The sequence below is a fragment of the Neobacillus sp. DZ-9 genome (genome assembly GCF_059587065.1).
In genome coordinates this window covers 261725-287184 of the sequence record NZ_JCAIOL010000002.1, presented here as the reverse complement: position 1 = coordinate 287184, position 25460 = coordinate 261725, and the positions used below count along the sequence as shown (strand labels likewise).

Annotated in this window: 25 protein-coding genes and 1 other annotated feature; of the genes, 7 read left to right on the top strand and 18 right to left on the bottom strand. The window is 36.5% G+C overall.

The genetic code is table 11. From position 1 onward, the window contains the following. Nucleotides 1-38 precede the first annotated feature (38 nt). Entirely contained in the window at nt 39-677 is a 639-nt protein-coding gene (gene yjbM, locus AC59HZ_RS05900; protein WP_496544929.1) for a GTP diphosphokinase, read from the bottom strand. Nucleotides 678-693: 16 nt separating this feature from the next. After that, on the bottom strand, nt 694-1053 hold the full coding sequence (locus AC59HZ_RS05895; RefSeq protein ID WP_496544928.1) for a UPF0738 family protein: 360 nt from the start codon (nt 1051-1053) through the stop codon (nt 694-696). 127 nt (nt 1054-1180) lie between these two features. On the opposite strand from AC59HZ_RS05895, the gene AC59HZ_RS05890 reads away from it, so the two are divergent. The 4 genes from AC59HZ_RS05890 to AC59HZ_RS05875 all read left to right on the top strand — a co-directional run bounded on the left by AC59HZ_RS05890 (nt 1181) and on the right by AC59HZ_RS05875 (nt 3689). Then, the gene (locus AC59HZ_RS05890) at nt 1181-1762 is read left to right on the top strand and encodes a CYTH domain-containing protein (RefSeq protein WP_496544927.1); all 582 of its coding nucleotides are present in this window, start codon (nt 1181-1183) and stop codon (nt 1760-1762) included. A gap of 137 nt (nt 1763-1899) precedes the next feature. Next, on the top strand, nt 1900-2310 hold the full coding sequence (locus AC59HZ_RS05885; protein WP_496544926.1) for a globin domain-containing protein: 411 nt from the start codon (nt 1900-1902) through the stop codon (nt 2308-2310). 58 nt (nt 2311-2368) lie between these two features. After that, nucleotides 2369-3169, top strand: coding sequence for a ClpXP adapter SpxH family protein (locus AC59HZ_RS05880; protein WP_496544925.1), 801 nt, complete (start codon nt 2369-2371; stop codon nt 3167-3169). 370 nt (nt 3170-3539) lie between these two features. Then, nucleotides 3540-3689, top strand: coding sequence for a hypothetical protein (locus AC59HZ_RS05875; RefSeq protein ID WP_496545348.1), 150 nt, complete (start codon nt 3540-3542; stop codon nt 3687-3689). 38 nt (nt 3690-3727) lie between these two features. Here the strand turns inward: AC59HZ_RS05875 and pepF are convergent, their stop codons facing one another. The 5 genes from pepF to spxA all read right to left on the bottom strand — a co-directional run bounded on the left by pepF (nt 3728) and on the right by spxA (nt 9945). Continuing rightward, nucleotides 3728-5545, bottom strand: a complete 1818-nt coding sequence (gene pepF, locus AC59HZ_RS05870) for an oligoendopeptidase F (RefSeq protein ID WP_496544924.1) — start codon at nt 5543-5545, stop codon at nt 3728-3730. Nucleotides 5546-5682: 137 nt separating this feature from the next. Next, the gene (locus AC59HZ_RS05865) at nt 5683-6879 is read right to left on the bottom strand and encodes a competence protein CoiA (protein ID WP_496544923.1); all 1197 of its coding nucleotides are present in this window, start codon (nt 6877-6879) and stop codon (nt 5683-5685) included. A gap of 97 nt (nt 6880-6976) precedes the next feature. Then, on the bottom strand, nt 6977-8488 hold the full coding sequence (cls, locus tag AC59HZ_RS05860) for a cardiolipin synthase (RefSeq protein WP_496545347.1): 1512 nt from the start codon (nt 8486-8488) through the stop codon (nt 6977-6979). 74 nt (nt 8489-8562) lie between these two features. Continuing rightward, nucleotides 8563-9234 carry an adaptor protein MecA gene (gene mecA, locus AC59HZ_RS05855; protein WP_496545346.1) on the bottom strand — a complete coding sequence of 224 codons (672 nt, stop codon included), beginning with the start codon at nt 9232-9234 and terminating at the stop codon, nt 8563-8565. Between the two features lie 315 nt (nt 9235-9549). Beyond that, nucleotides 9550-9945, bottom strand: a complete 396-nt coding sequence (spxA, locus tag AC59HZ_RS05850; RefSeq protein WP_430064930.1) for a transcriptional regulator SpxA — start codon at nt 9943-9945, stop codon at nt 9550-9552. Between the two features lie 553 nt (nt 9946-10498). On the opposite strand from spxA, the gene AC59HZ_RS05845 reads away from it, so the two are divergent. Beyond that, nucleotides 10499-10687: a hypothetical protein gene (locus tag AC59HZ_RS05845; RefSeq protein ID WP_335715479.1), complete on the top strand. Its 189-nt coding sequence runs from the start codon at nt 10499-10501 to the stop codon at nt 10685-10687. 45 nt (nt 10688-10732) lie between these two features. On the opposite strand, the gene AC59HZ_RS05840 is transcribed toward AC59HZ_RS05845, so the two are convergent. The 5 genes from AC59HZ_RS05840 to AC59HZ_RS05820 all read right to left on the bottom strand — a co-directional run bounded on the left by AC59HZ_RS05840 (nt 10733) and on the right by AC59HZ_RS05820 (nt 16534). Continuing rightward, entirely contained in the window at nt 10733-11674 is a 942-nt protein-coding gene (locus tag AC59HZ_RS05840) for an ABC transporter ATP-binding protein (protein ID WP_496544922.1), read from the bottom strand. Then, nucleotides 11675-12751, bottom strand: coding sequence for an ABC transporter ATP-binding protein (locus tag AC59HZ_RS05835; protein ID WP_496545345.1), 1077 nt, complete (start codon nt 12749-12751; stop codon nt 11675-11677). A gap of 17 nt (nt 12752-12768) precedes the next feature. Further along, nucleotides 12769-13797, bottom strand: coding sequence for an oligopeptide ABC transporter permease (gene opp3C / locus AC59HZ_RS05830; RefSeq protein ID WP_496544921.1), 1029 nt, complete (start codon nt 13795-13797; stop codon nt 12769-12771). After that, the gene (opp3b, locus tag AC59HZ_RS05825; protein WP_496544920.1) at nt 13794-14726 is read right to left on the bottom strand and encodes an oligopeptide ABC transporter permease; all 933 of its coding nucleotides are present in this window, start codon (nt 14724-14726) and stop codon (nt 13794-13796) included. The genes opp3C and opp3b overlap by 4 nt, the downstream gene beginning before the upstream one ends. Nucleotides 14727-14836: 110 nt before the next feature. Further along, entirely contained in the window at nt 14837-16534 is a 1698-nt protein-coding gene (locus AC59HZ_RS05820) for a peptide ABC transporter substrate-binding protein (RefSeq protein ID WP_496544919.1), read from the bottom strand. A gap of 221 nt (nt 16535-16755) precedes the next feature. On the opposite strand from AC59HZ_RS05820, the gene AC59HZ_RS05815 reads away from it, so the two are divergent. Together AC59HZ_RS05815 and trpS are read left to right on the top strand one after the other, a co-directional pair. Further along, nucleotides 16756-17121: a hypothetical protein gene (locus AC59HZ_RS05815; protein ID WP_496544918.1), complete on the top strand. Its 366-nt coding sequence runs from the start codon at nt 16756-16758 to the stop codon at nt 17119-17121. Between the two features lie 46 nt (nt 17122-17167). Further along, nucleotides 17168-17425 (top strand) — a binding site (T-box leader). Between the two features lie 50 nt (nt 17426-17475). Then, the gene (trpS, locus tag AC59HZ_RS05810) at nt 17476-18465 is read left to right on the top strand and encodes a tryptophan--tRNA ligase (protein ID WP_496544917.1); all 990 of its coding nucleotides are present in this window, start codon (nt 17476-17478) and stop codon (nt 18463-18465) included. A 155-nt stretch (nt 18466-18620) separates the two neighbouring features. Here trpS and AC59HZ_RS05805 read toward each other — a convergent pair whose 3' ends face one another. The 6 genes from AC59HZ_RS05805 to AC59HZ_RS05780 form a co-directional block, all read right to left on the bottom strand. After that, nucleotides 18621-19367, bottom strand: a complete 747-nt coding sequence (locus AC59HZ_RS05805; RefSeq protein WP_496544916.1) for a YjbA family protein — start codon at nt 19365-19367, stop codon at nt 18621-18623. Nucleotides 19368-19536: 169 nt separating this feature from the next. Beyond that, complete coding sequence (gene opp4C / locus AC59HZ_RS05800) at nt 19537-20448, bottom strand: oligopeptide ABC transporter permease (protein ID WP_496545344.1); 912 nt, start codon at nt 20446-20448, stop codon at nt 19537-19539. A gap of 11 nt (nt 20449-20459) precedes the next feature. Then, complete coding sequence (opp4B, locus tag AC59HZ_RS05795; RefSeq protein WP_496544915.1) at nt 20460-21425, bottom strand: oligopeptide ABC transporter permease; 966 nt, start codon at nt 21423-21425, stop codon at nt 20460-20462. A gap of 154 nt (nt 21426-21579) precedes the next feature. After that, nucleotides 21580-23295, bottom strand: coding sequence for an oligopeptide ABC transporter substrate-binding protein (gene opp4A / locus AC59HZ_RS05790; protein WP_496544914.1), 1716 nt, complete (start codon nt 23293-23295; stop codon nt 21580-21582). A 36-nt stretch (nt 23296-23331) separates the two neighbouring features. Beyond that, nucleotides 23332-24342, bottom strand: coding sequence for an ABC transporter ATP-binding protein (locus AC59HZ_RS05785; RefSeq protein ID WP_496544913.1), 1011 nt, complete (start codon nt 24340-24342; stop codon nt 23332-23334). Next, on the bottom strand, nt 24342-25364 hold the full coding sequence (locus AC59HZ_RS05780; protein ID WP_496544912.1) for an ABC transporter ATP-binding protein: 1023 nt from the start codon (nt 25362-25364) through the stop codon (nt 24342-24344). The genes AC59HZ_RS05785 and AC59HZ_RS05780 overlap by 1 nt, the downstream gene beginning before the upstream one ends. Nucleotides 25365-25460 lie beyond the last annotated feature (96 nt).

Genomic DNA, 25460 nt, shown 5'->3' with positions numbered 1-25460 from the left:
CTCCTTGTTCAGAATGATTCTTAAGGCTGCCCTGGTTATCAGTCTTTTTCTTCTTGTTTCTGCTCTTTTTTTCTAGTAAAAAATGCTTGGGCTTCCTGAATTTCACCGCGAATTAATGACATCTCCTCATCTAAACGGAAAGCCGCTTCTGCCGCCCTTTGCAGCCTCATCTTAATATCGGTTGGAAAAACGCCCTTGTATTTGTAATTTAGCGAGTGCTCAATCGTTGCCCAAAAATTCATCGCCAATGTTCTGATTTGAATTTCCGCGAGTATTTTCTTTTCCCCATTAATCGTTTGAACAGGGTAGCTTATGACAACATGATAGGACCGATAACCGCTTGTTTTTTCATGCGAGATATAATCTCTTTCCTCAACAATTTCAAAATCATTGCGGTTTCTTAATAAACCAACAACTCGATGAATATCTTCGACAAACTGACACATGATACGCATCCCCGCGATATCCTGCATCTCTTCTTGCAATTTATCCAGTGGAATTCCTTTTTGATTTGCTTTATCTAAAATACTAGCGATTGGTTTAACTCTTCCTGTTACAAATTCAATTGGTGAATGAGAGGAATCAAGCTCAAACTGTCCCCTAATTCCTTTTAGCTTTATTTTCAATTCATTAACTGCTTGTTTATATGGTGCTAAAAATTGGTCCCAATGCTTCATGAATCCCACCTCAATGTTAGAAAATACTCTCTACTTTAGTGACCATTTCTTGTCCATAATTACTATTACCCTTAATATTGGTAATAAGGTATTCCAATTCATCATTGAAATCTATTAGTTCAACTTCTTTATCGTTCCCTTTTAGCCATACTGGCAGTTTTTTCTCAAAAGAATTTTTTATAAACTCCCAGATTTGTTCCGGCATGACGATATATGTATAATCTTCTTGGTCCTCCATTAAATAAATGAAGGAATATTTATCGGAATCCACTAGAATTTGACCTTCTGGGATTAACCCTTCAATTTGTTGTTCAACTACTAAATAAAGTTTGTTGTCTGTTAGTTTTGTGTTTTGGATCGATATACTTCTTTTCATTATATTTTACCTCCGTCTTTCACTCCCCTCTATTTTAGCATAATTCCCCCATTTCTCCCAAGGATTGCAGTTGGTGTTGAATTTGAGATAATGAATTAAATATGAAATTAGGAAGGATTGACGTAAGGTGTCGCAAAATATTGAAATCGAATTTAAAAACATGCTGACAAAAACAGAATATGAAAATTTGCTTAAAGAATTTAACCTAGATTATCAGCAAATTATCACTCAAGAAAACCATTATTATGATACTCCAAGCTTTTCCTTAAAGGCAGCAGCCTCGGCATTACGCATCCGAAAAAAAAGGAATACTTACGAAATGACACTCAAGCAGCCTGCTGAAGTTGGTCTTCTTGAAACAAATCAAACTTTAAGCGAAGAAGAAGTATATCATGCTATTCATTATGGGAAATTACCCATTGGAAAAATTACTGATATTTTAAAGGAAAGTGGTATTCCTATTTCAGAAATAGAATACTTTGGATCTCTGGTAACCAATAGAGCTGAAATTGAATATAAAAAAGGATTACTTGTCTTTGATCACAGCATTTATTTACAGCATGAAGATTATGAATTAGAATTCGAAGCGGAAAATTACGAGGATGGGAAGCAGATTTTTCAAGAACTCCTTCATTATTACCGTGTTCCTGAGAGAAAAACAGAAAACAAAATTAGGCGTTTTTATAGGCAAAAGTATGCAAATCAATAAGTAAAAAACACTCTGCTTGTATACATTAAATAACATGTGCACCTCAATAAATTAGCCTTTTCAAGCCTATTTATTTGTGATATGAAAAATGCATTGCTACAATTAAACATACCAAAGTACTAAAAGGAGTTGTCAACATGATTGAGAAAAAGCTTACACCATTCGAAGCCATTGGGGAAGAAACTCTACATCGGCTAGTGGATACTTTTTATGGCCTTGTTGCACAACATCCTGATCTTGCACCGATATTCCCAAATGAATTTACAGAAATTGCTCGTAAACAAAAGCAATTCTTAACACAATATTTAGGCGGGCCAGCACTTTATACTGATGAACATGGGCATCCGATGATGCGCGCACGCCATTTGCCATTTCCGGTTACACCAGTCCGTGCAAAAGCATGGCTTTCATGTATGACTCAGGCAATGGATATAATCGGATTTCAGGGACCACTTAGGGATGAATTTTACTCTCGTCTATATCTTACGGCCCAACATATGATAAATACTCCTGATATTAATGAAAATATTGGTGATACTCGTGAATAGTTCTTGGCCATCAAGCCCAAAGCAGAATTGCCCTGATAAAAAGCCCATTGAAATTTATATGTTTATTGATCCTTTATGTCCTGAATGTTGGGCGCTTGAACCGATTTTAAAAAAATTGCAAATTGAATATGGTCGTTATTTTTCAATTAAACACGTTCTAAGTGGAAGACTGGCTAATTTAAATTTAAGCAGAAAAAAAAGCTATGAGAGTATGGCTGATTTATGGGAGAAAACTGCAAGCAGATCGGGAATGTCATGTGACGGAAGCCTTTGGTTAGAAAATCCGGTCGATGCTCCTTATAATGTTTCCATTGCCTTAAAATCTGCAGAACTTCAAGGGAGACGAGCTGGAATCCGTTTTTTGCGAAAAATTCAGGAGGTATTATTTTTAGAAAAGCGGAATATTTCGAATCTAAAGGTGCTTAAGGAATGTGCAGAAAGTGCCGGTCTTGATGTGGAGGAATTTACCAATGATATGCATTCAGAGAGTGCTGCTAAAGCCTTTCAATGTGATTTAAAGATTACTTCAGAAATGGATGTACATGAAATTCCGACTCTAGTATTTTTTAATGAAAATGTTGAGGATGAGGGGATAAAAATTACTGGAACGTATCCCTATGAGGTTTATGTTCACATTCTAGAAGAAATGCTATCCGAAAAACCGATTCAATCTTCCCCACCTCCGTTAGAGACATTTTTGAAGTGTTTTAAATTTGTTGCATCAAAGGAAATTGCCGTTGTGTACAATATGTCAATTTCTCAAATTGAAAAAGAAATGAAAAAGCTTCTTTTAAAGCAGATTGTGGAACAAATTCCTGCAAAATACGGAACCTTTTGGAGATATATTGAGGAAAATTAAACTTGGCTCTATTCTGCATTTGAAAAAAATGAAAATGCCTTGCAGTTTTATACTGCAAGGCATTTTTCTATTAATACGAACAAAGGGGATGGGAGAAATTTTTCACGGTCAAACAAAGGGGTATATGTTTGTAGTGATCAACTTCACGTTTTAAATATAGCATGGGGTTTAATAGACTGACAATGAGTTTGTGTGTTATTTCACATTATTGTCAAAAAATCATAATTTCAAGAATTGGACAATAGACATAATAGAAAAGCGGAAGCGCCTTGACCAGGGGCTCGAGCTGGACAATTCTCAAAGTCGAAATTTATTCTTTTAAATACTTTAAAAAGGTGGAATTACTTTGAGCAAATTTCCATTTATCGTAATGATTCTTTTTATATCAGCTGCGTTTTTTCTCCATTTGCTTGCTTTGCTTAAAATTTTTCCAATAATGCTTAGTACCCCAATTTTGTTTGTATCTATTCTTATTTTTATTTATTACCTTAATAACCGAAAACGATTTAAAGGTTTTTAAAAGGGATGGTGACAATTGTCACCATCCCTTTATTTTCCTTATGATAATAGCTGCTCCAATTCGTTTAATTTTTCTTCGAATACTTTACATGCATTTTTTATTGGATCAGCGCTCGTCATATCGACTCCGGCTTTCTTTAACACTTCAATCGGATAATCTGAGCTTCCTGAGCTGAGGAAATCAATATAGCGTTTGACTGCAGGCTCTCCCTCTTCTAGAATTTGCTTGCTTAATGCAGTAGCCGCACTGAAACCTGTTGCGTATTGATAAACATAGTAATTGTAATAGAAATGTGGAATTCTAGCCCATTCTAATCCGATTTCCTCATCTATCACGATATCCTCTTCGCCAAAATATTTTTTATTTAATGCATAGTAGCTTTCCGTTAAGGATTCGGCGGTTAACGCCTCATTATTTTGGGCTTTTTGATGAATCAAGTGTTCGAATTCAGCAAACATCGTCTGACGGAATACGGTTCCTCTAAAGCCTTCCAAATAGTGATTTAAAAGGTAAATCCGCTTTTGTTCATCATCAATCGTTTTTAATAAATAATCATTTAATAGTGCTTCGTTACAGGTTGAAGCGACTTCAGCCACGAAAATGGAATAGTTTCCATACGGATATGGCTGTGATTTTCTAGTGTAATAACTGTGCACAGAATGGCCAAACTCATGAGCAAGTGTAAACAAATTGTTTACATTATCCTGCCAGTTCATCAAAATATAAGGATGAGTTCCATATGCACCGGAAGAATAAGCGCCACTGCGCTTACCCTTATTTTCATGGACATCAACCCAGCGGTTTTCGAAGCCTTCTTGTAATATCTTTGAATATTCCTCACCTAATGGTGCTAATCCCTTTATGATTAAATCTTTAGCTTCTTCGTATTTAACTTCCATTTTCACATCTTTAACAAGCGGCGTATACAAATCATACATATGGAGTTCATCTATGCCCAACACTTTTTTACGAAGCTTTATATATCGATGTAATAAATGAAGATTATCAGTAACGGTATTAACAAGGTTATCATATACACTTTCAGGTATATTATTAGCAGAAAGGGCTGCGTGTCTTGCCGATTCATATTTCCTTATTCTTGCGTTGAAATTATCCTTCTTCACGTTGCCGCTTAGAGTACTAGAAAAGGTATTTTTAAAATTACCATATGTTTTGTATACTGCCTTGAAGGCATCGCGTCTTACACGCTGATCCTTGCTTTCCAAAAAGCGAATATAGCGTCCATGTGTGATTTCTACCTCTTCCCCATTTTCATCTTTAATAGATGGGAACTCCAAATCAGCATTATTCAGCATTCCAAACGTATTACTTGAAGCATCCATTACTTCACTTGCTTCAGCTAGTAATGCTTCCTGCTCAGCAGACAGTACATGTGGTCTTTGCAAATTAATTTCAGCAATTGCATGCTCATAAAGCTTTAATTCCGTGTTTTCATTTAAAAAGCTAGTCACTTTGTTTTCATCAATTGCTAGAATTTCCGGAACAATAAAGGCAAGTTGACTACCTGCTTGAGAATACAGAGCTTTCATTCTATCGTCTAATCCTTGATAAAAAGAATTTGTTGTATCCTGGTCATATCTCATATGTGAATATGTATATAGCTTTCCAATTCGTTCAAGCAGCTTATCCTGATATTGAAGAGCCTTATAAAAGGTTTCGGCGCTTTCACCCAATTTTCCCTCAAATTCTTTAATACCTGCAATTTGACTTTTTACATCCTGAAACTCTTTTTCCCATTCTTGGTCATTGGCAAAAATATCTTCTAATTTCCATGTATCTTCAACGGGAATCTCACTTCTTACTGGTAGCGATTTTACAGCTGCCTCATTTGCCATCGTCCATCCTCCATTCTATTGTTTTACGAATAACCATACACATACATATTATTCTCCTAATCCTTCCAATTTCCTCCTTTAAGGCTTGAAAAGAAACGATTTACCTCTCTATATTATGCCCATAGCAATTATTTCATTTATTGTTTCACTAACATATTAAGATATTTTTGATTAAAGTGGAGCTTTGCTTCTTCCTTTTCGCGATTAGTGGTTGGGATCAATATTTTCCGCTCTAGTTTAAAAATATTTTCTCCTTGTTCTGTTATAACCCCAATCTTTTCCAACTGTTTCAAGTAGGAAATCTCGGCCGTAATCGGATTTAGAGAGTCCAACTGCGGCAAGTTTCGCAGCATAATTTCCTTTCGATGGATTCTCTTTTTAAAATGGAAATTTAGTTCCTTTAATGTAAAAGTATCCTGTGGCTTTTTATCAGCGAGCAAATCAATAAATAAATATGTTTGCCATATGATGGGTGGTGTTTGAATAAGAACTGAATGTGGCACATGGAGGCCTATTTCTGGAGGTAATAAAAACATATTTAAATTTCGTTGATATATTTCATGGAGGAAAGAGTTTTGTTTTGGATTGGGATGAAGCATCCAATTTAATATGAATGATTCTTTTTCTGTATTCCAGTTATTCATATTTATACTGGCTGATAACCTAGGACCTAATAATTCTTCCAGACTAATTTTATCGAGTTGATATATTGAATGTTGTACCAAAGCATTTTTTATTGAAATGGGTTGAATGGATTCTAGGAGATGGAAGTGCCTATTTTCGGGGCAATAAGATGGAATAAAGTAGTTTTGTGCTGGAGCCTTCCGTAAAAATAAATAATCAAAGTTTGACAATGCCACGATATTTCTTCTTTTTTTATGGATATGGCTGTTTGCGATAATCCACAACGGGATATATTCATGAGTTAAATAGTTTGTCGTTCTCTTGATAAAATCCTTTTCTGGCAATGGAGAACATTGATATTCCAATGCGTATTTCTCCCCTTGATATTGGAACATAATGTCTGGACGCTGACCAATTACCTTATCATAAAACTCTAAAACTGCAGGAATGTTTTGTCCTAAAAGCCATTGAAAGAGCTGTCGTTTTCCTTCCAAATGGTTTATAGTTTCATTCTCATAAAACTCTCGGCAGCTCCCCCCACTTTTATGAGCAAAATGAAAAATTCGTTGGTTTCCTAATTTTAAGAAAACACTTTCCCCGCAGACTGGGCAAATAAATTCTTCCTTGTTGCGAAGGGAATTTAGGGATTCTTTCTTGTAATGATGACCCAGACAGACTTGTTTACCTGATTTCGTATTAGCAGTTAACATCGATTTTTCCTCCTTTCACCTTTAAGATTCGGCAAAATTTGATAAAAAACCTTTTTTTCAAAAAAATAAAACCCGCCATTCGACGAGTTTCTTATCCTTATAAGAGCGGCGAAAGCAAACGCGCAGTCGATTCTAGCAATCTAAATCCAATATGCCGCTGTTGAAAGGTTTGTAATTCAAGCTGCTTAGCATGCTTTAGATCATTTAAATATTCATCCACAAGCTTTTGGGTGCTATTTGTCCTAAATAAGAAAGCATTGACTTCGAAATTTAAATGAAAGCTTCTCATATCCATATTAGATGTGCCAATAGATGCCAGTTCGTCATCCACAATCACGATTTTACTATGCATAAAGCCTCTTTCATACTCGTATACCTTTACGCCAGCTTCTAAAAGTTCAGGAAAATAGGATCTAGAGGCGTGAAACACTATTCGTTTATCAGGCCGATTGGGTACGAGTAGCCTAACATCAATTCCACTAAGCGCTGCTACTTTTATGGCTGAAAAGATATCCTCATCTGGAATAAAATAAGGCGAAGCAATCCAAACAGACTTTTTGGCAGATGCAATCATGGAAAAAAAGATATTTTTTATAACACTCCACTCATTATCAGGACCGCCTGCAATCAGCTGAACACCACCGTGACTTTTAAAATCAAGTTGTGGCGATAAGTATTCAGCGGTTAAAAAACTATGATTGGTCATGTAATACCAATCCTGAAGAAAGATTAATTGCAGGGTTCGAACGGCTTCCCCTTTCAGCATTAAGTGTGTATCACGCCAAAAGCCTATATCTTTGTCTCTTCCTAAATACTCATCCCCGATATTCAATCCGCCAACAAACCCGATTGTCCCATCAATAACAATGATTTTTCGATGATTACGGAAATTAAATTTATTATTTAAAAAGGGGAGTTTAACAGGTCCAAAGGTTACTGTTTCTATACCGGCATTTTTTAAATCATTTATATATGCCTTAGAAAGCTGCCAGGAACCAACTGCATCAAATAGAAATCGAACTTTTACCCCCTGCTGAGCTTTTTCAATTAAGATATCTTTAATTTCCTGACCAATCCGATCGTGGCGAACAATATAGTATTCCAAATGAATATGATGCTTAGCCTTTTTTAATTGTTCCATGATATGAAGAAACGTTTCTTCACCATTGGTTAATATTTTTGTAGAAGTATCAAACGAAATTGGGCTATTACCTAATTTTTGAGCTAAAGTAAATAATTTCCCCTGATGTTCTCCCAAAAGATTTAGTTTTTCTTCACTTCTTGGATCATTTTCCCCTTCAACCGTTAAAAAAGCTTGTTTATCGAGAAAATACTTTTTTCGAAACATCTTCTCTTTGCGATAATTACGTCCAAATAGAAGATAAAAAATAAACCCGACAAGCGGAAAGCTTCCTAAAACAACGAGCCATGTAATGGTTTGGGTTGGGTGACGGTTTTCTAAAAAGATGACGAATCCAATAAAAATGACTGACAGCGATATTAAAACGCTTAAGAGTCCTAGAATCCCACTTTCCAATCGATCCTTAAAGAAAAACAAAAGTATGGTTAGAACTAAAAGAAAGCAAACAACCCTTACAGTGTTTTTCAATGTACTCACCTGCCAGAAGCTACAAATTTCATTCATACTAAAATACCGATTTCAATACTGAAATCGGTACATGTCTAGCTAAAATGTTTCCTTAATGTTCCAAAAACATTTTCAGAAATTATTTCTTTGCCGTATTCTTGAATCCGATGAATCGTAAGTTGTGTTTCATAACCATACTCAAGCAATAGACTTAATAGGTCATCGATTTCATCTTCTTCAAATAAATCTTCCGGAAATTCAGTATATAAATAGTATTTCCCTTCAAAATGATATAGCTGGGTTACTAAATTGTCTAAACCTGAGCGTTTTGATAACATTATTACATCTTCAAAGTCTTTAAAGGCAAGAATGAACTCCAATGTTTCTTCTTCGAGTAATAACTCATCTTCGTCACTTTGATTTGGACTGAAGTGTTGATCTAAGATATCTTCAATCTTATCGTCTACTTGCAAATCCTTTAATTTATCAGAAGGAATAGGGAGCTCAAACTTTTGGCCATCTTTTGAAAGCTGGGCTTTTGTTACAAGAACCTCTAATCCCTTATCAAGAGCTTGAACTTGAATCCAAAGCGGGCCTTCGACGACAAACTCCTCTTCATCATGAACTTCATCCATCATTTCCCAAAAGAGTTCTTCGCTTCGTTCGCGATTGTACCAGATTTCTTCGCGATCAAATCCTCTTTCTTCTATGTCACCATAGGAAATATAAAATTTGACTGTATTTTCGTTAATACGTTCAATCTCCAACATAATCTCTCCCTTCCTTTGTCGATATTGAAGGGACTAAATACCCCCAGCAGATAATGCCATATAGCATTTACTCAAATAAAAAGGTTTATTCAAATTTATTTTCTACAAAATGTAAATACTCTTGTGCTTTCATTTTATGACATAAATACTAATAAGGGAAATAAAAAAATCCAAAATCAAAAAATCCATTAAAAGCCTAATAAATTAAGGAATTTTCTTATAAGTATATTCCTTAAATTATAACAAAAATTAACCAAAATAACAAACATTAGAGATACAAAAAAGACCTCCAGTCAATGAAGGTCTACATATTTAATTAACCATCCGTTGAGCTTCTCGCAATTGATAAGTCCTCACTCTTCTAGGCAAGAAACGTCTAATTTCATCTTCATTATAACCAACCTGTAAACGTTTTTCGTCTATGATAATGGGACGTCTTAGGAGACCTGGATTTTCTTTAATTAATTGAAATAAATCTTGAAGTGGCATATTATCTAGGTTTACGTCTAATTTTTGGAAAGTCTTTGACCTCGTGGATATGATTTCATCTGTTCCATCCTCAGTCATCCGAAGAATTTCCTTTATTTCTTCCATTGATAATGGTTCCGAAAAGATATTTCTCTCTTTGTATGGAATCTCATGCTCTTCTAGCCATGATTTAGCTTTACGACATGATGTACAACTTGGTGAAGTGTATAATGTTACCATTTGTTCTTCACACTCCTCTTTAATTTACGATTCATATTTATTAAAACGAAATTAGATAAATTAAAAGTATAAAAGGAAAAACAGGGATAAATAATTAAAATTATTATAAATAAGGAATTTATATCATTTATTATACACCACTGTTTCTAAAAAGGATATCCCTTTTTCAAAAAATGTTAAGCGCCTAAAAACTAAGAAAAATATCGTTTCTATCTTATTAGACGAATATTTAGACTAAAGGTTTCAAAAATATTTACATATATCTGTTAGAATTTTTTTACCGAATCATTTTTACATCAATAAAGTCGTATTTAATCTCCTCTTATATGTGGGCTTAATAGAAATTTTCAAAAAAATTCATCCCCCCTTATGAATTACAAGAAAAAGCGAAATGCTCATTCTCAATTATAAACCCGAAATGAAAACGCATACATTTTAACGTTGATCTTTAAGAAGTGTGTGTTTATTTTCCTCTTCCCTTAAGTAGCAACTTCTTTTAAAATAGAAATGGAGGGATTTTAGTTTTGTATTGCAAAAATTGGAGGGTATTTCTATGGGTGCTTACATAACTGATTTAACGATTGTCGCTTTATTAATTATTGGGATTACAGCCCTTATGGGTGTCATAACAAACAGTTTTGGAGAAAAGGTCTTTGGAGGAAAACGCCGCACTGAATTTACCGATCAGGGTGCTAAATATCAAACTGGATGGAAAAATGTCGGTGGTAATAGAAAAGCGTAAGCATAAGTAAGAAAAAACGATCTCAAACTCGAGATCGTTTTTTTTTTAATGTTTACTCTGTGCTTGAAATTGTTTAAATTCTCTTTCAGAACAAAGAACAAAGTGCCCAGGGGTAACTTCTCTAAATTCGACCGGTTCATTGTCCTGGTAATTATGACTTGCAGGATCATAAGTTTTACGTTTACGAGTACGTTCACTGATTGGATCCGGTGCTGGAATTGCCGATAATAGTGATTGTGTGTACGGATGAAGTGGGTTTCTGTATAGTTCATCCGCAGTTGCAAGCTCAACCATTCTTCCAAAATACATAACACCGATTCGATCACTAATGTATTTTACCATGGAAAGGTCATGCGCAATGAAAAGGTATGTTAATTCTTTTTCTTTTTGCAGCTTTTTCATGAGATTAACAACTTGAGCCTGGATAGATACGTCCAATGCTGAAATAGGCTCATCCGCAATAATAAACTCAGGTTGAACAGCTAGGGCACGAGCAATTCCAATACGCTGACGCTGACCACCAGAAAATTCATGCGGATAACGGTTTGCGTGCTCCCTATTTAATCCAACTGTTTCAAGGAGTTCATAAACCTGGTTCATTCGGTCTTCATTAGATTTTGCTAATCCATGAATATCGATGCCCTCAGCAATAACATCGGCAATTTTTAATCTTGGGTTTAAAGATGCATATGGATCTTGGAAAATCATTTGCATTTTACGGTTAAACTCTTTTAATTGCTTTTTAGATTTTCTGCCATGAACATCTACGCCGTCATACAAAACTTCTCCGCCAGTGGCATCATACAAACGAATAATTGTACGACCTGTTGTCGACTTTCCGCAGCCCGATTCCCCAACCAGTCCCATAACTTCACCTTTGAATATCTCAAAGGATACATTATCTACTGCTTTTACTTCATTAGCTTTGCCTTCATTGAAATATTGCTTTAAACCTTTAATCTCTAATAATTTTTTCCGTTCTGTCATTTATTTTCCCTCCTTATTTCCAGGGAATGGACTTCCTGCCCCAACACCTACACCAACATATTGATTTTGGCGTCTTTTTACTGCATCAGGTGGTTCTACCTTCGGTGCATCCGGATGTAGTAACCATGTTGCGGCATAATGTGTATCGGAAACCTTGAAGAACGGCGGCTCCTGCTCTAAGTCAATCTTCATCACGTAAGGATTACGCGGCGCAAAGGCATCACCCTTTGGAGGATCTAACAGATCAGGAGGAGTACCAGGAATAGAGAATAACTCCTCATCATTTGTTTCCATGTCAGGCATAGAACTGATCAATCCCCAAGTATACGGATGCTGCGGATTGTAGAAAATCTCATCAGCAGTCCCAATTTCAACGATTTTCCCACCATACATAACTGCAACCCGATCGGCTACATTGGCAACAACACCCAGATCATGAGTAATGAAAATAATCGATGTATCAATTTTTTTCTGCAAATCCTTCATGAGCTCAAGAATTTGTGCTTGAATAGTTACATCCAGTGCTGTTGTCGGTTCATCGGCAATAAGAATTTTCGGATTACATGCCAATGCAATAGCGATAACTACCCTTTGTCTCATACCACCTGAGAATTGGTGAGGATATTGATTCACACGAATCTCAGGCTTCGGAATCCCAACAAGTTTTAATAACTCTACTGCTCTTTCCTTCGCAGCATGCCTGCTCATGTTTTGATGCTTAATTAGTGGTTCCATAATTTGGTTAGCAATTTTCATAGTTGGATTCAATGATGTCATTGGATCCTGGAAAATCATCGAGATATCTTTACCGCGGATTTTTTGCATATCTTTATCTTTTAATTTGGTCAAATCCTTTCCGTCGAAAAGGATTTGGCCGCTTTTAATTTCTGAATTATGCTCAGGAAGTAAACGCATAATGGATTTCGTTGTTACGGATTTACCAGAACCTGATTCACCCACAATAGCCAACGTTTCTCCTTTAAATAATTCAAAGTTAACTCCGCGAATCGCTTTTACTTCACCTGAAAAAGTATGAAACGATATATTTAAGTCTTTTACTTGTAAAACTTTCTCCACTACCATTCACCTGCCTTCTAATCACGCATTTTTGGATCTAGTGCATCACGTAAACCATCTGCTACTAGGTTAAAGCATACCATTATTAATGCAATCATAACGGACGGAATAATCATTTGATATGGAAACGCAATCATTGCTTTAAATCCATCATTAACTAATGTTCCCAATGAAGCACTAGGCTCTTGAAGTCCCAAACCAATAAAGCTTAGGAATGCCTCGAAGAAAATAGCATTCGGGATTGAAAACATAGTATTAATAATAATTACGCCAAACATATTCGGAATCATATGCTTGAATATGATCGAGCCATTTGAAGCCCCTAATGTTTTAGCAGCCAAGACAAATTCCTGGCCCTTAAATTTTAATACTTGCGCACGTACAACACGAGCCATACTAGTCCATCCCGTAATAGTCAGGGCAATAATAATTGGAATTATCCCTGGTTTAAGGACAAGAATCATTAACACTACGACAATTAAGTTTGGAATACCTACAATTACCTCGATGACCCGTTGCATAAAACTATCCAATTTGCCACCTATATAGCCTGATATTGCACCGTATGAAACACCAATTAACATGTCAATTAACGCTGCCATGAAAGCAATAAATAATGACACCTGTGTACCCTTCCAAACACGGGCAAAAAGGTCACGTCCCAAGTTATCAGTCCCAAACCAATAATAGGCATCTACTTTACGTACTTCATAGGCGTTATATTCCGTACCATCTCTTCTTGTTAAGGTTCCATCAAAAGGAAGCCAATGGACATTCTCAAGCCCTTGAATCCGTGGCGGCAGGTTATTATGCTTTGTTGTTTGCGTGTCATATGAATACGGTGTAATCATAGGACCAACAAATGACATAACAATTAAAATGACAAGCACAACAAGACTAAAAACGGCCCCTTTATTTTTTCGAACCCGAAGCCATGCATCCTGCCAAAAGTTAAGGCTTGGCTTTGCAATTTTTTCACTTTTAGACGGATCAACATGGGCGGGTGCAAACATATCTTTAGAAATTAAAGTTTCTTTGTTGATCATTTAGTTTTCCCCCCCGAAATACGGATACGTGGGTCGATGATTCCGTAAAGAATATCAACAACTAATATAATAACGACGAACAATACAGCAAATAAAATATTTGTTCCCATGATAACAGGATAGTCGTTGACACTGATGGATTTAACAAATTGCTCACCAAGTCCAGGAATTGCAAAAATCCGCTCAATAACTAATGACCCTGTCATTAAGCTGACTGCTAAAGGCCCGAGTACCGTAACTACTGGAATTAAGGCATTTCTTAATGCATGCTTAATGCTAATTTGCCAGAAGCTGGCCCCTTTTGCCTTCGCAAGGGTAATATAATCCGATCCTAATACCTCAATCATTTCCGTTCGCATGAATCGAGCTGCGATAGAAATTGGGAACATCGCTAATGCGATCGTTGGAAGGATCGTGTATTCCGGTCCCCTCCAGAACATTACTGGCAGCCATCCCAATTTAACAGCTACGTAATACTGAAGCAATCCAGCAAAAATGAATGAAGGTACAGACTTACCAACAACAGCCAAAAATGTTGATCCATAATCAATCCAGGTGTTTTGCTTCAATGCAGCAATAACTCCAAGAAAAATACCAATAATTGAGCCGAAAAGCATCGCTTCGAACCCAAGTGTAGCGGAAGGACCTATTCGGTTTGAAAGAAGCGTTGTAACAGGGGTATTATCAAATTGGAAGGATATCCCCAAATCCCCCTTCACCATATTCTCCATATAGTGTAAATATTGAACAGGCACAGGGTCATTTAAATTGTACTTATCAAGTAAAATATTGCGTTGGACCTCCGTGAGCTTTTCAAAGTTATTAAAGGGACTTCCAGGAATTAACTTCATGAGGAAAAAGGTAACGGATGCAACAATGAAAAGTGTAATTAACATATAGAGAACGCGTTGCAATAAATATTTCGCCATGCCTACACCTCCTAATTAGTGAAATATTCGACGTTTTTCGACAATTCTGACACAGGTAAAAAGAGAGTATATTTTTGCAATATACTCTCTTTCTATTTGATTAGTTATAGTTACTTTTTAAGGATTTTGATCCACTGGTAACTATATTCTGCACCAAATGCATGGTGAGCAAAACCGGTAACCTTTTGATTAACTAATAGGTTAGCTGAACGTTGGTATAATGGTGCAATCGCTGCATCATCTTCTAACAAGATTTTTTCAGCATCTTGTAGAGCTTTCCAGCGCTCTTGTGGCTTAAGAGCTAATTCTTTATTAGCAGAATCGATTAATTTATCAAATTCTTTGTTGCCGTAATCCATGTGGTTTTGACCGCCGCCTGTTACCCAAAGATCCATGTAAGTCATTGGGTCAGCGTAGTCAGGACCCCAACCACCCATTAATAAACCATAATCTTCTTTGTCTTCACGTGCAATACGGATTTTGAAAGGTACGCTTTCAATAGTAAGTTTTAATCCAGGAAGATTCTTCTCTAATTGGTCTTTAATGAAAGCATCAGTAGTTTTAGCTGCTTCAGTATCTTGACCAACATATACTAATGAAACTTCTTTAGTTCCAAGTTCTTGTAATCCTTTTTCCCATAACTTCTTAGCTTCTTCTTTGTTAGTCTTAGACCATTGTCCAGCTGTATCGCGGAAGTCTTTACCATCTAAGAATGCAAAGCCTTTTGGTACTAAGTAATCAGCAGCGACAGAGCCGTTTGCTAATACATCGTCAACTAAAGCTTTTTTGTCAACAGACAAAGCGATCGCTTTACGGATGTTTTTGTTTTTCAAAGCAGGAATCTTTTCGTTCATTTTTAACCACCAGATAGATGGCTCTTGGTAACGTAATAAGTCTTTTGTTCCTTCAAATTGTGAAAGAATTGCAGCTTGTGAAAGCTTTGGTGTGATATCAGTTTCGCCTGCAGTGAATGCGTTAGCAGAAGCCTGACCATCTTTTGAAACGTTAAAGTTGATTTTAGTTAAAGTTACGTTTTTAGCATCCCAATAAGTTTCGTTCTTTTCAACTGTCCATTCAGTTGCAGTAGGGCCATCCCACTTAGTCATTTTGAATGGTCCGTTGTAAACTAGGTTAGCAGCATCTTTTGCAAAGTCTGCGCCTTTTTCAGTAACGAACTTTTTGTTTTGCGGATAGAACAATGAGAATGTTAGGTAAGACTCGATGTAAGGAATTGGACCTGTTAAAGTGATTTCTAAAGTATTAGGGTCAATCGCTTTAATACCAAGGTCTTCAAGCTTAGCTTTACCTTCAGTAATTTCAGTTGCGTTTTTGATTTTGCCCATCATGAAGTATGGACCGTATGGAGAAGCAGTTTTTGGATCAATTGCACGCTGCCATGCAAATACGAAGTCATCTGCAGTTACAGGGTCTCCGTTTGACCATTTAGCATCTTTTTTCAATTTGATTGTTAAAACAGTCTTATCATCATTATAAGTTGGCATACCGTCTGCAACACCAGGAATAACTTTTTGATCTGGATCTAAACGGTATAAACCTTCGTTAATAGCTCCCAAAATTGTACCACCAAGTACGTCTTGGTTCATAACACTATCTAATGATGGAATTTCAGCAGATTCTAAAACATTTAGTTCTTGTGTATCTGCTAATTGTTCAGTTGCAGCACCTTTATCTGTGCCCTTGTTCTTGTCCGTTTCTTTGCCTGTGTCCTTACCGCCAGAGCAAGCTGCTAGGAACATGCTAAGAACTAGTGATAGTACTAATAGTAGTGAAAGTTTTGATTTCTTCACTAGTAGACCTCCCTTTTCTATTATTCTGAAAAATTACTACATTCTCTATTATACATATTTTCAACCAATTGTACATTATTTTTTGAAAATTAATTTACAGATTAGATACAATCTTTACGCAAACATTACAAGAACCTGTGGTATACTTTATTTTTGTAGCCATTTTCGGCTATAATAATTCTATATTTTCCTTAATAAATCAATGTTTTGGAGGTTTGCTTGTGAAATTGAGACTCAGAAAAAAATTAATTATGGTAGCGTTTACACAAATTGCCATTTTTTCCCTGTCCCTTATTTTCAACCATGAAATTTCTTTATTAAGCTATATCAATATATCTTTTTACATCTGCGCTGCTTTTCTTTTAACCGCATTACTTCTATATACAATTCATAGCGGTTTTTATGATGTCATTTCAAGGTCCTTTACTCTTGCATTTTCAAGGGGACATAAGCATAAACAGTTTAATGATATCCCGGGATTATCAGAACTTATAACATTTAATCAAAAACCGTTGCTTTTTAATGGTCTTGTGAACGGTGTATTAATGCTGCTTGCCCTCTTCGCCTATTATTTTTTACTGACTTGAAAATAAATATGCAATTCATTTATAATGTTTGTAAATGCATAGTGTTAAAAAAGCGATGATAAAGAGTAGTAAGTATTATTTTTCGATAAAGAGAGTTTGTGGCTGGTGGAAACAAACGCGAATGAAATACTGAATGGACTTTGGAGCTTCTTTCTGAACCTTTCCACTATTGGAACTATTAGTAGGACTAGACGTTTTCCTTACGTTAAAAAGGAATCCTAATCAATTCATTTTTTTGATTTTGGAACTGAGTGACTCATTTTGAGTAATTTAGGGTGGTACCGCGAAACCATTCGTCCCTATTGTTTTTAGAGGATGAATGGTTTTTTATTTATATTTTTAGGAGGAAATAAAATGAAGACAATTTTTTCAGGCATTCAACCAAGTGGAACGATTACACTTGGGAACTATATTGGGGCTTTGAAGCAATTCGTGGAATTGCAAAACGATTTCAATTGCTTTTTTTGCATTGTTGACCAGCATGCTATCACTGTTCCCCAGGATCCGGCAACACTGCGTAAAAATATCCGAAGCTTAGCAGCATTATATCTGGCTGTTGGGATTGATCCTGACAAAGCCACTTTGTTTATTCAATCCGAGGTTCCGGCACATGCACAGGCAGGTTGGTTAATGCAGTGTGTCGCCTATATCGGAGAATTAGAAAGAATGACTCAATTTAAAGATAAATCTGCAGGGAAAGAAGCTGTTTCCGCCAGTTTGTTAACCTACCCGCCACTTATGGCAGCTGATATTTTATTGTATAACACAGACCTTGTTCCTGTTGGGGAAGATCAAAAACAGCATTTGGAATTAACAAGGGATTTAGCAGAAAGATTTAATAAAAAGTATAATGACATTCTTACTATTCCCGAAATCAGTATTCCAAAGGTTGGAGCACGAATCATGTCACTTCAAGAACCAACCAAAAAAATGAGTAAATCTGATCCAAATCAAAAAGCATCCATTACACTTTTAGATGATCCGAAACAAATGGAGAAAAAAATTAAAAGCTCCGTTACCGATTCAGAAGGAATCGTAAAATTCGATAGAGAAACTAAACCTGGCATATCTAATCTTTTATCCATATACTCAATCCTGGGAGGAAAATCTATTCCAGAGCTTGAAGCATTGTACCATGGCAAAGGATATGGGGATTTTAAAGGCGAATTAGCTGAAGTAGTCGTTAACTTCTTTAAACCGATTCAAGAAAAATACTACAATTTATTGGAATCAAGTGAACTTGATGACATTTTAGACCGCGGTGCCGAAAAAGCAAACCGAGTCGCTACAAAAACATTAAAGAAAATGGAACGTGCGATGGGGTTAGGAAGAAAAAGGAAATAGGAAAAGCATAAGCGCCTTGGTCAGCCCCGACAAGAAACCTCGAGTGGCTAGGCGCTGGACAATTCTCGAAGTCAAAATTTATGCTTCCTTGAATTTTAAAAAGTAAAAGCCTGATCCGCAAAAGATATGTGCAGCATACCTTTTGGGTCAGGCTTTTAGTTTACTTTTGGACCATGCTCCATTTCCCATAGTTTTTCAAAAAATGGCTGTCCTTTAATTAAATTTTCACAGAATGTCTCGTGCTTTTTTGACCATCCGTATTTTGCTTCTACAAATAACTGTTCCCAAGCTTCTTCAAAATTTAACTCTTGAATGGTGGAATACTGTTCTGGGCACCACTCTGTAAACCAATAGCGAATTTCAGCTTCATTATTTGAAGAGAGCAGCTGATCAAGTGCCATAAACAACAGCTGTTTAAGTTGTCGCTCTTTCCGAGTTAACCCTGTCATCAGTTCTGGTTCAGGAGAGAGAATATGAAAATCCTTTGTTTTTGGCTGTTGATAAAAATGATATTTTTGGGCATCATGTGTCCCTATCATTTCATAAACAAGCTGTTCCTGTCTTGGGATTAGTCTGCTTTTCCTGATCGGAATATTATAGCCAATTGTATCAACTGCCAATATCCCCGTCCCATCGGTAATAACAAAGCAATAATCCAACTGGACTCTTTCATGATTTTTCCTTAAGTATGCTTTTTGATAAATATCATCTAGAAGTTGTTGAGGTAACTCTGACAAGTCATTTTCGATATAGTTAAATAGAATCGGCTCGACCTTTAACAGCGGAACCTGGTCCAGCAGTTCCACTCCGTCATCTTTTCGCCATTCATGAAAGTGACAAACATTATAACCGTTTTCTTCACCTTCAAACCAATTTACCCAAACATCATGAAGATATAACATTATACAACCCCTCACTTCAAGAAACTGTTTGTCAATCAGTATGGGCAGACCTAAGTTAAATTATTCCTTTAGAGGAAATTGAACATGTCCTAAATTTTACTTAAGATATATGAAACGGCAAATATGTTTAGTACAAAATAAAAAATCTACCATAAATGGATGGTAGATTTTATCTTCTTGATTTTGGATTAAAGGCATCTTTTAAACCCTCTCCGATAAAGTTAATCGAAAGAATGGTTAAAGTAATAATCAATGCAGGTGGTACCCAAATCCACAGCTTATATTGTAGTACATCAGGTTCATTTGCTGAATTCAGCATATTTCCCCAGCTTGGCACCTCTTGCGGCACCCCAAATCCTAAGTAACTTAATGCCGATTCAACTACAATCATTGTTGCAAACGTAATCGTTGCTTGCACAATAATGGTTGATAGTACGTTGGGCAGAAGATGTTTAACGATGATTTTCGCTGGTGAACAGCCAATAGATATTGCCGCGATAATGTACTCATTTTCCTTTTCAGCAAGAATTTTACTGCGGACAACCCGGGCAATTCCCCCCCAGTAAAGAAGGCTGATTACTCCAATTAATACCCAAAGTCCAGATACTTTACCAAAAAGAATGGCATTTAAAACGATAACAAAAACAAGAAAAGGAAAGTTTAAAATTAAATCGGTAAATCTCATTAACAAACTATCTGCTCTTCCCCCAAAATAACCGGCAATAGAACCAATTAAGATACCAATAAATATGACAAAAAATGTACAACTAATTCCAACTAACAGTGAGATCCGGCCGCCGTAAAGTAACCTTGTAAAAACATCCCGTCCAGCTTTATCCGTTCCTAACCAATGCTTACTAGAAGGTTCTAATCCCATTTCACCAATATTTATTTTCGTAATGTCAGCTGTTGTAATATACGGGGCAAGACAGGAAATAATCGCAACAAGTGCTAAAAAGATGAGGCTGGTCATCGCTAATCTGTTCTTGGTAAATTTTTTCCTGGCAATTGCTAATGGAGATAAACTTTTTTTCTGGGGGACATGGGTAACATTTGTTTCGTTTTGTGTAACTATTTCCATCATTTCTCCCCCTAATCTAATCTGATTCTCGGATCTACAACACCATATAAAATATCAGCGATTAAATTGCCGAATAGTGTTAAGAAGGAGAACATCATTGTCAACGTCAATAAAACAGGATAATCCCTCACCCCGACGGATTGTAAAAATAATTGTCCAAGGCCAGGATATGTAAAAATAGTTTCAGTGATAATGGCACCGCTGATAATAGCAACTATATCGAATCCTAAATAGGTTATAAGCGGAATTATGGAATTTCTAAGTATGTGTACATTATAAATTTTACTTTCAGGTGTACCTTTCGCTCTTGCCGTACGGACATAGTCCTTTCGACTATTTTCAATAATATCGTTTCGCAAAAATTGTGTATAACTGGCAATATTTAAAAATCCCAGGACAAAAGCAGGTAATAATACATGGTGCAAGCGGCTTAACCACCAATCAAATGTACCTTCGGTAACACCGATATCAACAGATCCATTTGAAGGAAACCAGCCTAGTTTAAATGAAAAGAAATAAATAGCAAAAACCCCTGCAATAAATGATGGTATGGACAAACCTAGATAGTTTATCCCGCCAATTAGATTATCCCCAAGCGTATATGGTTTTCTTCCTGCATATGAACCCATCATAAAAGCAAGTAAATAAGTAATTAAGATAGATGTGAATCCTAATAGTATCGTATTAGGTAATCGTTCTCCAATAACATCAGCTACTTCAATCTTAAATCGGGTTGATTTTCCAAAATCTCCTTCGATAAAATTACTAACCCAACGAAAATATTGCTGTGGCATAGGGTCGTTATAGCCTAGCTTTTCACGCATTTCCGCAATATACTGTGGATTTGTATTTCTTGGATCGATTTCTCCACTTAGTGAATCCCCCGGCATTAACTTTGCCAAGGAAAAAACAATGATGGAGGTAAGGAGCAGCATTGGAACCATACCCAATATTCTGCGAAATGCATATTTTAACATGTGCATTCTCCTTGTCTTTAAGCTTTGATGAACCTTAGCAGTTATAAACCCTATCTTGTTCGAATGGGAGAAGTGAACTCCTCCCATTCGATTATTAAGATAGAGTTTTAAAAATTAAGCACTTAAAAGAGACTATATTTCTTGGTCACTCTAATTATTGCTTAATCCACCATTCATTTGGACGGTTCATACCTGATACGTCGAATTTCACACCATTAACGCGCTTGTTTACTGCCATTGTTTCTTCAAGTTCAGCAATTGGCAATACAGGCAGATCTTTCATAAACAGCTTTTGCCATTGTACATAAAGATCTTTACGCTTATTTGAATCTGTTCCGACAACATTGATATCTAGTGCTTGGTCAAGCAATTTATCACTATCCGCATTTACCCATCGTGGATAGTTCCAAAGTGCTTTAGAACCCCATAGTGGAGTTGGATCTGGATCGGAACCTGTTGACCAGCCGCCAAAGAATACTTCCATTGATTTGTCCGCTTTTTCAAGCATATCGTAATATAGATTTACATCCGTCATTGTAAGTTTTGTTTTCAAGCCAACTGCTTCCCAATATTGAGTTAATGCTTTTGCACGTGATTCGAATGTTGGGTTTTGTGTTGCATAGTGGCTGAAGTTAACAACAAACTTTTTACCTTGCGGATCTTCACGGAAGCCATCTCCGTCAACATCTTTATAGCCTGCTTCATCTAATAATTCTTTTGCTTTCTTAGGATCGTACTTGTATTGCTCTAATTCTTTATTATCTGCTGCAATCCAGTGGTTTGTTGGAATTGGACGGTTAACTGGCTTTCCAACTCCAAAGAAGAACGCTTTTACCCATTCATCACGGTTAATCGCATAGTACATTGCTTCACGAAGCTTCTTATCTTGATACTTTGGCTCATTCATGACGTTTTTCTCGCCATCCCATGTTCCTAATCTGAAACCAACATAATAATAACTTACGCCCGGATATGTGATTGTATTTACATTATCAAGTGCCTTAACTTGATCTATGATACTTGGATGGAACGCAGTCATGTCAAGAGTTCCGTTTTTAAGTTCGCCCACTGAAAGTGATGGGTCAATTACCTTAATAACAACCTTTTCAATATGAGGCTTTCCACCGAAATAATCGTCAAAACGTTCCATTTCAATTGATTCGCCAGGTACAACTTTTGTTACTTTAAATGGACCTAATCCAACAGGTTTTGTACGAACCTGTTCAGATCCTACCATATCTTTTACAGCCATACCTTTAAATTCAGTACGATTCATTGGATATGTCCAAAGGTTATCCAGGTTATTAACACGAGCTTTATCAAAAGTAATTTGAATATGGTAATCATCAATTACTTTAATACCTGAAATTTCTTTTGCTTTTCCATCATGGTAATCTTGAGCGCCAACAATATTTCTTACGTTATCAAAACGTGGTCCCTCATAATCCTTGTCAGCAATTACTTTTAAAGCGAATTCCCAGTCTTTTACTGATAATTCGTCTCCGTTATGCCATTTAACGCCTTTTTTGATTTCAAAATCAAAGACTTTATTGTCTGTTGTTTTCCATGAGGCAATATGCGGCTGTGCCTTTAATTGTGCATCATAATCAATAAGGTTCTCATCAAAGAAATCAATTACATTTGCATCAGTTTGAATTCCGTAAAAAGCATAGTTGAATTTACCTTCAGGAGCTGAATCCAAGGCATACACGAGTGTACCGCCGTCCTGTGGTTTATCTGCTGTTTCCCCCGTCTTGCCCTCATTTTCATTCTTTTTCGTTCCTGCCTTTTCACCACCGCTGCAAGCCGCTAAAAATGCTGATAGGACAAGCATTAGGGCCGCCAGCATAAGCATACTTCTCTTCTTCATTTGTTTCCCCCCTATAAGATTTTTTATTTTTTTAGTCTAGTAAAGGTGGCACGCTACTCGATGAGAGGGCTTCACCTCCTTTAATACAGGTTTTTGTTTAGAGCATTCTTCCATTGCCATTGGACAACGAGGATGGAATGGACATCCGGATGGAGGATTGATAGGACTTGGGACATCACCTTTTAAAATAATCCTCTCCTTCTTTTGTCTTGGGTCAGGAGATGGAATTGCTGAAATTAAAGCCTGAGTATAAGGGTGCAGCGGCTCAGCGTAAAGACTATTTTTCTCAGCGATCTCCATCATGTTGCCTAAATACATAACCCCAATTCGGTCGCTCATATGCTTAACAACACTTAAATCATGTGCAATAAAGAGGAAAGTTAACTCAAATTCTTCCTGTAAGTCTTTTAATAGATTTAAAACCTGTGATTGTACTGAAACATCTAGGGCAGAAACAGGTTCATCGGCTATAATCAACTTTGGCCTTAATGCAAGTGCACGTGCAATACCAATTCTTTGACGTTGTCCTCCGGAGAATTCATGAGCATATTTAAAATAGGCATCTGGTGGGAGACCTACCTTTTCCAATAGATCCATAACATCCTGTTTTAATTCATCCCTGCTTTTCTTTGAAAAGTTATAAATAGGCTCTGCTATAATGTCCCCAACCATCTGCATTGGATTTAGAGATGCATACGGATCCTGGAACACCATCTGCATGTCCTGCCTAATATCACGAAGAGATTTACCAGAAATTCGAGTGATATTTTTTCCTTCAAACAGAATACGGCCTTCCGTAGGTTTTAAAAGGCGCAGTATTGTCCGCCCTGCTGTTGATTTGCCGCACCCGGATTCCCCAACTAATCCAAGTGTTTCCCCTCTTTTTATTTCAAATGATATATTATCTACCGCTTTCACATGGCCAATTGTACGTTTAAAAAATCCACCTTTTACAGGGTAATATGTTTTTAAATTTTGAATTTCTAATAGATTTTCAGGTTGAGAGGATTGTTTTTCATCATTTTTATGTATGGTAACAGTACTCATTACCTCACTCCTTCTCTTGGTTTACTAGTTTCAAAAAGGAGACAGGCCACTTCATGACCTTGATCGGCTTCTGCAAGCTTTGGGGTTATGGTAAGGCATTCAGGCATGGCCTTTGGACATCGATTCGCGAATCGACATCCGGATTTGGGCATATTCGTTAGGGAAGGAACGATACCTTGTATGGAACTTAGCCGCTCTTCCTCTTGTTCCATTTTAGGAATGGCCCCTAAAAGGAGTGTTGTATATGGATGTTTCGGATTATAGAACAAAGTGTCTACATCTGTTCTTTCAACAATTTTCCCGGCATACATAACGATTACTTCATCACACATTTCAGCTACGACACCTAAATCATGTGTAATGAGAATGACAGACATATCATTAACTGCTTGAATATCTTTTAAAAGTTCTAGAATTTGAGCCTGTACAGTCACATCCAATGCCGTTGTTGGTTCGTCAGCGATTAATAATTTAGGCTGACATGCGATGGCTATGGCAATCATGACTCGCTGTCTCATCCCGCCAGATAGTTGATGGGGATATTCATCCACAATTTTTTCGGGCCTGGATATCCCTACACTTTTTAATAGGGCGATAGCTTTTAAACGCGCTTCCTGTTTTGAAATCTTTGTATGATTAAATAATACTTCTTGAAGTTGATATCCAATTGTAAACACTGGATTAAGGGAGGTCATAGGTTCTTGGAAAATCATAGAAATTTCTTTTCCACGGATTTTATTAATTTGGGATTCTGTCATTTTTTCTAGATTAAACCCGTCAAAAAGAATTTCTCCGGATTTTACCTTGCCGCTTCCTTTTGGTAGAAGCTGCATGATTGAGAGACTCATAACAGATTTGCCACAGCCAGACTCACCCACGACCCCGACTATTTGACCAGGCTTTACTTTAAAGGAAACATTATCAACGGCATTATAATCGATTCCGTCAATGTCAAATGCAGTTTCTAAATTTTTCACTTCGAGCAATGGTGCCTCTTTGAGTAGTGATTTTTTTGTGCTCATAGTACACCTTCTTACTTTTTAATTATTCTGTTAATTAAAGTGTTCAACTAAAATTCTATTACAGAATTGTTACAATTGCAAGACTCTTTTAATAAA

Bases quoted from the DNA above. Each gene is read 5' to 3' on its own strand.
- yjbM (WP_496544929.1), bottom strand. From the start codon at position 677: ATGAAGCATTGGGACCAATTTTTAGCACCATATAAACAAGCAGTTAAT.
- AC59HZ_RS05895 (WP_496544928.1), bottom strand. From the start codon at position 1,053: ATGAAAAGAAGTATATCGATCCAAAACACAAAACTAACAGACAACAAA.
- AC59HZ_RS05885 (WP_496544926.1), top strand. From the start codon at position 1,900: ATGATTGAGAAAAAGCTTACACCATTCGAAGCCATTGGGGAAGAAACT.
- AC59HZ_RS05880 (WP_496544925.1), top strand. From the start codon at position 2,369: ATGTTTATTGATCCTTTATGTCCTGAATGTTGGGCGCTTGAACCGATT.
- AC59HZ_RS05875 (WP_496545348.1), top strand. From the start codon at position 3,540: ATGATTCTTTTTATATCAGCTGCGTTTTTTCTCCATTTGCTTGCTTTG.
- pepF (WP_496544924.1), bottom strand. From the start codon at position 5,545: ATGGCAAATGAGGCAGCTGTAAAATCGCTACCAGTAAGAAGTGAGATT.
- AC59HZ_RS05865 (WP_496544923.1), bottom strand. From the start codon at position 6,879: ATGTTAACTGCTAATACGAAATCAGGTAAACAAGTCTGTCTGGGTCAT.
- spxA (WP_430064930.1), bottom strand. From the start codon at position 9,945: ATGGTAACATTATACACTTCACCAAGTTGTACATCATGTCGTAAAGCT.
- AC59HZ_RS05845 (WP_335715479.1), top strand. From the start codon at position 10,499: ATGGGTGCTTACATAACTGATTTAACGATTGTCGCTTTATTAATTATT.
- AC59HZ_RS05840 (WP_496544922.1), bottom strand. From the start codon at position 11,674: ATGACAGAACGGAAAAAATTATTAGAGATTAAAGGTTTAAAGCAATAT.
- opp3C (WP_496544921.1), bottom strand. From the start codon at position 13,797: ATGATCAACAAAGAAACTTTAATTTCTAAAGATATGTTTGCACCCGCC.
- opp3b (WP_496544920.1), bottom strand. From the start codon at position 14,726: ATGGCGAAATATTTATTGCAACGCGTTCTCTATATGTTAATTACACTT.
- trpS (WP_496544917.1), top strand. From the start codon at position 17,476: ATGAAGACAATTTTTTCAGGCATTCAACCAAGTGGAACGATTACACTT.
- AC59HZ_RS05805 (WP_496544916.1), bottom strand. From the start codon at position 19,367: ATGTTATATCTTCATGATGTTTGGGTAAATTGGTTTGAAGGTGAAGAA.
- opp4C (WP_496545344.1), bottom strand. From the start codon at position 20,448: ATGGAAATAGTTACACAAAACGAAACAAATGTTACCCATGTCCCCCAG.
- opp4B (WP_496544915.1), bottom strand. From the start codon at position 21,425: ATGTTAAAATATGCATTTCGCAGAATATTGGGTATGGTTCCAATGCTG.
- opp4A (WP_496544914.1), bottom strand. From the start codon at position 23,295: ATGAAGAAGAGAAGTATGCTTATGCTGGCGGCCCTAATGCTTGTCCTA.
- AC59HZ_RS05785 (WP_496544913.1), bottom strand. From the start codon at position 24,342: ATGAGTACTGTTACCATACATAAAAATGATGAAAAACAATCCTCTCAA.
- AC59HZ_RS05780 (WP_496544912.1), bottom strand. From the start codon at position 25,364: ATGAGCACAAAAAAATCACTACTCAAAGAGGCACCATTGCTCGAAGTG.